Raw genomic sequence first — 6611 nt, forward strand, 5'->3', positions numbered from 1 at the left:
CGATCGCGTTTGAGCCAGTCGTCGAGGACATCAAAGATGCCTCTTTCGGTCTGGGCGCGTCCGACTGCGATTGTCATAAAAAATACTCGGTAAGTGGGAAACTAAGTGGGTTGAGCCTACAGAGGAAAACGACCCTTCGACTACGCTCAGGGCATCGCACGAGCGGTTTTAACCGCCTTGAATCTTTCTTTACCATTACCGCCTTGGAGTTGCTTGATGTGGTGTACTTTTGTAATGTACTTTCAGTGGGACAGTTACCACCTCAAACCTTGCAACCCTGTACGCATAATGTTTGCTCTTGTGGAGCCTCCCTTTCGGGGTAATGTTCGCTTCGCCAATGTTATAAGAGCTTGTTAGACTTGCAACACTGTCTCAGTGACCTTAAGACTGTTTAATTGCAAATGACAGAGCGGAAAACTAGCGTCGCATTCAAGGAGTGTCGTGACTCAAATAACGTAGCCAGTTAAGGCTTCGGCCCGTCAGCACAGCTTGCTTAATCGCTCTTACAAGCTCAGTCCCTTTAGGGCTGGGTTACTGACTTACGCAAATCTCCAAATGGATATAATTACAACGGATTTGTTTCTAGTCTGTATTATCCAACCGTTGCCTCTGCTTAGCAGAAAACGAGTTGGATTATGAACAGACTTTACTTTTCTTTACCGTAATCAAGATTATAGAGGTAATTCTTTACAATGGCAACTATTTCTTAAAAAACTTCCGGATCTTGATTTGTCCGAAGTCCCCGAAGTCCCAGAAGCCCCCGAAGCCCTCGAAGTCCCCGAAGTCTTTGCCGTGCATTTGGGAACTTCTACTATATAGGAGTCTCTGCGCTTTGCGTCAGAAGCCCGGTGGCTTGGTAGATGTATCGCCCTCAACCTCTGATTTTTCTAAGAAACTGGGTTTCCGTGGGTAAGTCCTATATATATACTGAGGAGAGAGCTCCAAACTTAGGTTTTTAAGACTATATGTTCAGCATTGACATCATTGTGAAAAATACGCCCGTCTCGCTGTCGGTGCAGCGGAAGTTGGAGGAGGACGCTGAGACTGTTTACCAGCAGGTGCTGGCGGCGATTCGCAACTCCCAACCGCAAATTTTGGAACTCACCTGCGAGAAAAATCCTGAGAAAAAGGTGGCTGTACTCAGCAGCGAGATTTCTGGGGTGGTGGTTTCTCAGAAATCGGGGGCGTCATCTACAGGCAGATCCCCTGGTTTTGTCTCGATGACAGCAGAATGAGGGCTGGGGGTGTTGGTGCCGATATGAGCCAGTCAGCCGTTGCTGTGCGGGATTTGGGTTTTTGCTGGCCGTCGGGCGATCGAGTGTTGCAAGGTTGCTCTCTGGATGTACCCAAGGGCGAGTTTTGGATGCTTTTGGGCACTAACGGCAGCGGCAAGTCTACGCTGTTGAGGCTGATGGCTGGGCTGCTGCACCCCCAGTCGGGGGAAATTGACCTGAGTGGGCGGGTGGGTTTTGTGTTCCAAAATCCGGATCATCAATTGGTGATGCCGACAGTGGGTGCGGATGTGGCTTTTGGTTTGGTGGAGGAAAAGCTTTCTAACGTTCAGGTGCGGGAGAGGGTGGCGGAGGCTTTGGAGGCTGTGAATTTGCTGGATTTGCAGCGGCGGCCGATTTATGCTTTGAGTGGGGGCCAGAAGCAGCGAATTGCTCTTGCTGGCGCGATCGCCCGTCACTGCGAAATTCTGCTGTTGGATGAACCGACGGCTTTGTTAGATCCTGATTCTCAGTTGGATTTGGTGGCGGCGGTGCAGCGGTTGGTGAAAAATCGCGGGATTACGGCTTTGTGGGTGACTCACCGTTTGGATGAGTTGAATTACTGCGATGGGGCTTTTTTGTTGGAAAAGGGCGAGGTGGTCGATCGGGGAGATCCGGCGCGTTTGAAGCAGCGGTTGATGCAAAGTCAAGATGTTTAGCTGTTAAGTAGCGGTTGAAAGCTATTTGTTGTTAATATCAACCATTAAGTTACTAGGAAGCCGACAGAGGAATCGCCCGAAAATAATTAGAGTTTTGTTACTTATTCCAATAACATTCAGGAATAAATAGTGTTTTGATTATTTAGGAGATACTGATGAACAATTATCCTGACTTATCTTACCAAGGATATGAGGTGATCCGCGAACTAGGACGTAATCGAGAAGGGGGACGAATTACCTGGCTTGCCTCAACTATTGATACTACTGATATAAAACAGCAAGTTGTTGTCAAGCAGTTTTGTTTTGCTCAATCTGGTTCTGAGTGGTCAGCTTTTAGTGTTCATGAACGAGAGATTCAGGTTTTGCAAGGACTCAACCATCCTGGTATTCCTCGCTACTTAGGAGGGTTTTCCACGTCGGATGGTTTCTGTATGGTGCAGGAGTATATCGATGCACCATCTTTAGGAGTGTTACGCAGTTTTGAACCCGAAGAAATCAAGCAAATTGCTGTATCCGTGCTAGAGATTTTAGTTTATTTGCAAAATCGAATTCCGCCAGTCATCCATCGAGATATTAAACCAGAAAATATACTGGTGGACGATCTACTCAGGGTTTATCTGATCGATTTTGGGTTTGCGCGAATTGGCAGTCAGGAAGTATCTGGCAGTAGCGTTTTTAAGGGAACGCCCGGTTTTATTCCCCCCGAACAGCTACGGAAACCTACAGAAGCCTCTGACTTATATGGGTTGGGAGCAACCTTGATTTGTTTGCTTACAGGTACCCCCTCGACAGCACTTCAGGACTTAACGGACGAGGATGACCCCTATCTTATTCGGTTCAGTCAGCTAATCCCACAGCTAAGTTTACGATTTGTTAGCTGGTTGGAAAAGATGGTGCAGCCGAGGCTAAGAGATCGCTATCCAAATGCTGTTACAGCTTTGGAAGACCTTAAATCGTTGTATGTCTTTCGAGTACCAGAAGTCAGATTAAATATAAATTCTCTGGTTTTCCAAGCAACTCGGTTAGGTGAAAAAATCACACAAAAAATTCACTTTCGCAACTTAATGCCTGACACTTTGCTAGAGGGAAGTTGGGAAGTAGCTCCTCATCTTCAAGATCCGCCACATACTCCAGATTCCCATGCTTGGATTTCCTTCTCACCTGCTAATTTTAAGGAGAATTTAGTAAAATGTGAAATTACCGTAGATACTTCCCTCCTTGCAGCAGATAAACATTATGAGCGTCATCTTCTTTTACATACAAATGCCTCACCAGAAACACATGATGTAACTATCAGGGTTCAGACAGCACCTTTGCCAATTGATGTTAAGAAACCTCCCTACAAAAGCATGGCAGTATTGTTCATATTTTCAACAGTAATAACAACTATAGTCATCGGTAATTTAGGTTGGTCTCAAACAGCTATAGGAATTATTGCTCTAGCTGTTGCCACAGTAGCAACTATTTGGGGGACAGGAGGACACCTTGGAATTAAAGCATGGAGTTGGATAGGGGGCGGTATAGGCTTAACTTTTACGGGACTGGCGATATATATGACTCACAGTTTCTCTGTTGCCTTTTTCGCACTGATTTTTGGCGCGTTCTCAGGTGCAATGCTTGGAGCGGCGTTTGGAGTTTGGGTTGATATAATTGTTATTAATCTTCTGGATCGTGACTTTTGGAGAGAAATCACACTCGATCGCTTTGTGTTAACGCTGTCAGCACTAAGCACTGTGCTGGGAATTGCTTTAGGTATGGGATTGGTAGTCGGCTTTATAAATGTCTATACTTTGCTAACCTTGGGGGGCTCAGGACTGCCTCTTGCAGCTATGTTGTTGTATCCATCCCTTAAACATCGCTGGTTGATTGCCCGCTACCGTAAGTCCGAACAAAACTTGATTCAGCCGTGAGATATAGGCGACTGCATAACAACCTCACAGAACATTATTCCAATAAAAATTCATATAGCGTGAAGTTCACTCTAAAAGTTTCGGGGAAATTAAAATTAATTCATCGAACGATCGTGATGAGTTAGACAACAGCGGTGTACCAGTGTTTGATACCCAATCAATCTCGCAATCCCCGATCGCGCAACCAAGCATCTGCCCAAATTGTATCGGCTTCTGACAGCGGTGGTATGACTTCCCAGTTGCGATAATCTATCTTGAGGTCGTAACTTGCTATGTCGTAAATTTGATTGAATAATTCCTGCAAGTTTATGACAGGTTCGGTATCGCCCGATCGCAGCGGCAGAGGAAAGGCAGGCATCGCGTTTTGCACGTTAAAAGCGTACAAATCGGCTCTGGGACGGCGATTTCCCCGACATACCAAAACGCTATAGTGACTTTCAACATTATTGCCAATAACTGGCATTTTTCGACCGCGCCGCAATAAATCTATTTCAATTAAATGAGTGCGGCTACCTAAAATTTCTTCTCGTTTTTCTTCGTACATTTGTCGTCCTTTTCCTGTGCGCTTATTGCTAGGCGAGAGGATTTCAATCAGGGTGATTAGTTCTTGGTTTCCTCTTTCTCTAATTTCTAAATAGCCTTCCCGAACCTGGTAGGGCATGGGAATATTTACTGTCAAGGGTTGTGTTGGTGGCGCTGCAACGGCTACGTTTGATGTGATTAATTCGGTTGTAGTTCTTGGGTGAATTACGTTTACATCAGGAATGCCAATTGACAAATCATCATCAGCGGTTTCATAGATTCTCACTTCCAACGAGACTAAATACTTAGGACGCAGTTGTGGAGACAAAAATCTAAAAATTTCACTAATTAACAAGTGATGTAGGGCAGGCCAGAGTTCGGGATGCTCTAAATACGGGTCCATACCGGGAAAGGGAGATGGCATTGATGTGACTCCTTGACTCAAGTCTATTTATAGTTTAGCAACATTTTTTTGGGGAATTTAGGGCCGATCGCACTTCCGGTAAAATAGAATAATTCCTATTTGTGGAAGGGCGACCGCACTTTTCAACAATTAAACTTCGATCGGCAATTGTGTTTGAATTGGAACGCTGTTTTCATTTAACACGGACACCGCATTTACGAAAACAATTGTATGCGGGACTGCGGGCATTAAACGGCGCAGTGCATTTAGGTAAGATTCGGCATCGGGGCGGCGGCTGAAACGGGCGACTGTTAACCGCTGACATTTGGGGAGGTGGCGAATTATGCACCAAGGTTGAAGTCGATCGCGATATGTCGGTTGTTTTGGTATCATAGGAAAATCCTTCCCACTTTTGTGGGTGGTGAATGAAAGGCGATCGCTCTTGATTTCTCAGGTCGGAGGGCGATCGCTATTAACTGTATATTCATTAAATTACGAGTAGTCGTAATTGTCAAGGGCGGAATGGGACGAATTAGACTGCGAGTTCGAGAACTTGCTCAAGAGAAGGGTTGGACTCTCAGGGAAGTCTCCAACAGAACGGGTATTCCATACACTACGATCGCCACCTATGCCAGTTCTCCAGGTATGGCAACTGTTGACTACACGGCTTTGGACAAGATGGCTCGTGCTTTTGAGATTGCGATCGAGGATTTAGTGGAAATTCTGGAACAGTAAACTGATTTATCAGCGGGAAGATGGGGCTAATTCGTTTGCGGGTTCGAGAACTAGCTGAGGAAAAGGGTTGGACGCTGAAAGAAGTCTCTGACAGAACGGGAATTCCCTACAGCACGGTTAAAAAATACGCCCAAGCTCCCAAAATGGCAACGGTGGACTATACGGCTTTGCAGAAACTTGCTGCTGTCTTCGATTTGATGATCGAAGATTTGGTTGAGGTTTTGGAACGGTAAACTGATTTGTGATTTAGTTTTTGCACTTGTTGCAACAGTCCGTCGGGGGTTGAAACCCCCGCCTCAAAGCTCAAGTCGTCTAAAGACGACTGAAAAGGCGATCGATCTCCGCTTCAATCCTTTTTTTTAAATTTTTAATCAATCCTTTCTTCAGTCCACTTAAGTGGACTTTCGCTTTGAGGCAGGGGTTGAAACCCCTGCCGGAATCTGGCAACAAATGCAAGATATCAGTTCGATCGCATTAATGCGGATATTGGAATTTTCCGGTTGTAGATTAGAGTCAAGAGTTGTTCATTCTGCCGGAGTTATATTAATGCCAATTAATCGTCTGTCTGACATAGAAGAGAACTTGGAATCGCTGCGAGAGCAATTAGGGGGCAAGGAGAAGGCTCAAGTTTTAGCAAGATTAGAAGATAAAACCCTAATTAAACAGCAAATTAGAGAGCTATGTAAGGAGATTTAAGAAGAGGAAGAAAAGTATTGGCAGGTTCTCGCTCAGCAAACGAAAACGGTAGAAATTCCCGAACAGGAAGCTGAGATTATTGTTGCCGAGATAGTCGAAGAAGTTGGGCAAATTGAAGTGCAGCGACAGTATCCCGATGAGGTAATTCAGATTTTGCAGGAGATTCGGGACAAGCTGAACCAACCGGGACCGACAGCAGCCGCGAAACTTAAAGGCGTAATCTCAAGCATTCCGCCGTTTGTGGGAGTTTCCTACGAGGCAGAATTGGATACAGAGAATTTTTTCCAGCAGCATTTCCCAACGTTTCGGAAATTGATTAAAGTATTAGCAAAAAAGTCCTAGGGCGTCGGTTCAGTATTAGGAGTTGACAAAACAAACTGAAAATGATAGGTGAATTGAAAAGCCTGTTAAATTC

9 protein-coding genes are annotated in these 6611 nt (G+C 45.2%); 7 read left to right on the plus strand and 2 right to left on the minus strand.

The window, feature by feature from the left end:
- Nucleotides 1-965: 965 nt before the first annotated feature.
- The 3 genes from QUA83_RS29705 (at nucleotide 966) to QUA83_RS29715 (ending at nucleotide 3840) form a co-directional block, all read left to right on the plus strand.
- Complete coding sequence (locus QUA83_RS29705) at nucleotides 966-1235, plus strand: hypothetical protein (RefSeq protein WP_190663726.1); 270 nt, start codon at nucleotides 966-968, stop codon at nucleotides 1233-1235.
- Between the two features lie 23 nt (nucleotides 1236-1258).
- Nucleotides 1259-1930, plus strand: coding sequence for an ABC transporter ATP-binding protein (locus QUA83_RS29710; protein ID WP_333244779.1), 672 nt, complete (start codon nucleotides 1259-1261; stop codon nucleotides 1928-1930).
- A 155-nt stretch (nucleotides 1931-2085) separates the two neighbouring features.
- Nucleotides 2086-3840 (plus strand): bifunctional serine/threonine protein kinase/MFS transporter, encoded by a 1755-nt coding sequence (locus QUA83_RS29715; protein ID WP_333297766.1) that lies wholly within the window; start codon nucleotides 2086-2088, stop codon nucleotides 3838-3840.
- 157 nt (nucleotides 3841-3997) lie between these two features.
- Here the strand turns inward: QUA83_RS29715 and QUA83_RS29720 are convergent, their stop codons facing one another.
- On the minus strand, nucleotides 3998-4786 hold the full coding sequence (locus tag QUA83_RS29720; protein ID WP_333297768.1) for a DUF4058 family protein: 789 nt from the start codon (nucleotides 4784-4786) through the stop codon (nucleotides 3998-4000).
- Nucleotides 4787-4915: 129 nt separating this feature from the next.
- Nucleotides 4916-5158, minus strand: coding sequence for a hypothetical protein (locus QUA83_RS29725; RefSeq protein ID WP_333297770.1), 243 nt, complete (start codon nucleotides 5156-5158; stop codon nucleotides 4916-4918).
- 129 nt (nucleotides 5159-5287) lie between these two features.
- On the opposite strand from QUA83_RS29725, the gene QUA83_RS29730 reads away from it, so the two are divergent.
- The 4 genes from QUA83_RS29730 (at nucleotide 5288) to QUA83_RS29745 (ending at nucleotide 6538) form a co-directional block, all read left to right on the plus strand.
- Nucleotides 5288-5500, plus strand: a complete 213-nt coding sequence (locus QUA83_RS29730) for a helix-turn-helix transcriptional regulator (RefSeq protein ID WP_333174585.1) — start codon at nucleotides 5288-5290, stop codon at nucleotides 5498-5500.
- Nucleotides 5501-5520: 20 nt separating this feature from the next.
- The gene (locus tag QUA83_RS29735) at nucleotides 5521-5733 is read left to right on the plus strand and encodes a helix-turn-helix transcriptional regulator (protein ID WP_333213320.1); all 213 of its coding nucleotides are present in this window, start codon (nucleotides 5521-5523) and stop codon (nucleotides 5731-5733) included.
- Between the two features lie 313 nt (nucleotides 5734-6046).
- Nucleotides 6047-6196, plus strand: a complete 150-nt coding sequence (locus QUA83_RS29740) for a hypothetical protein (RefSeq protein WP_333297772.1) — start codon at nucleotides 6047-6049, stop codon at nucleotides 6194-6196.
- A gap of 117 nt (nucleotides 6197-6313) precedes the next feature.
- On the plus strand, nucleotides 6314-6538 hold the full coding sequence (locus QUA83_RS29745; RefSeq protein WP_333297774.1) for a hypothetical protein: 225 nt from the start codon (nucleotides 6314-6316) through the stop codon (nucleotides 6536-6538).
- Nucleotides 6539-6611: the final 73 nt, after the last annotated feature.

The sequence above is a fragment of the Microcoleus sp. K1-B1 genome (genome assembly GCF_036704705.1).
GTDB lineage: Bacteria > Cyanobacteriota > Cyanobacteriia > Cyanobacteriales > Microcoleaceae > Microcoleus.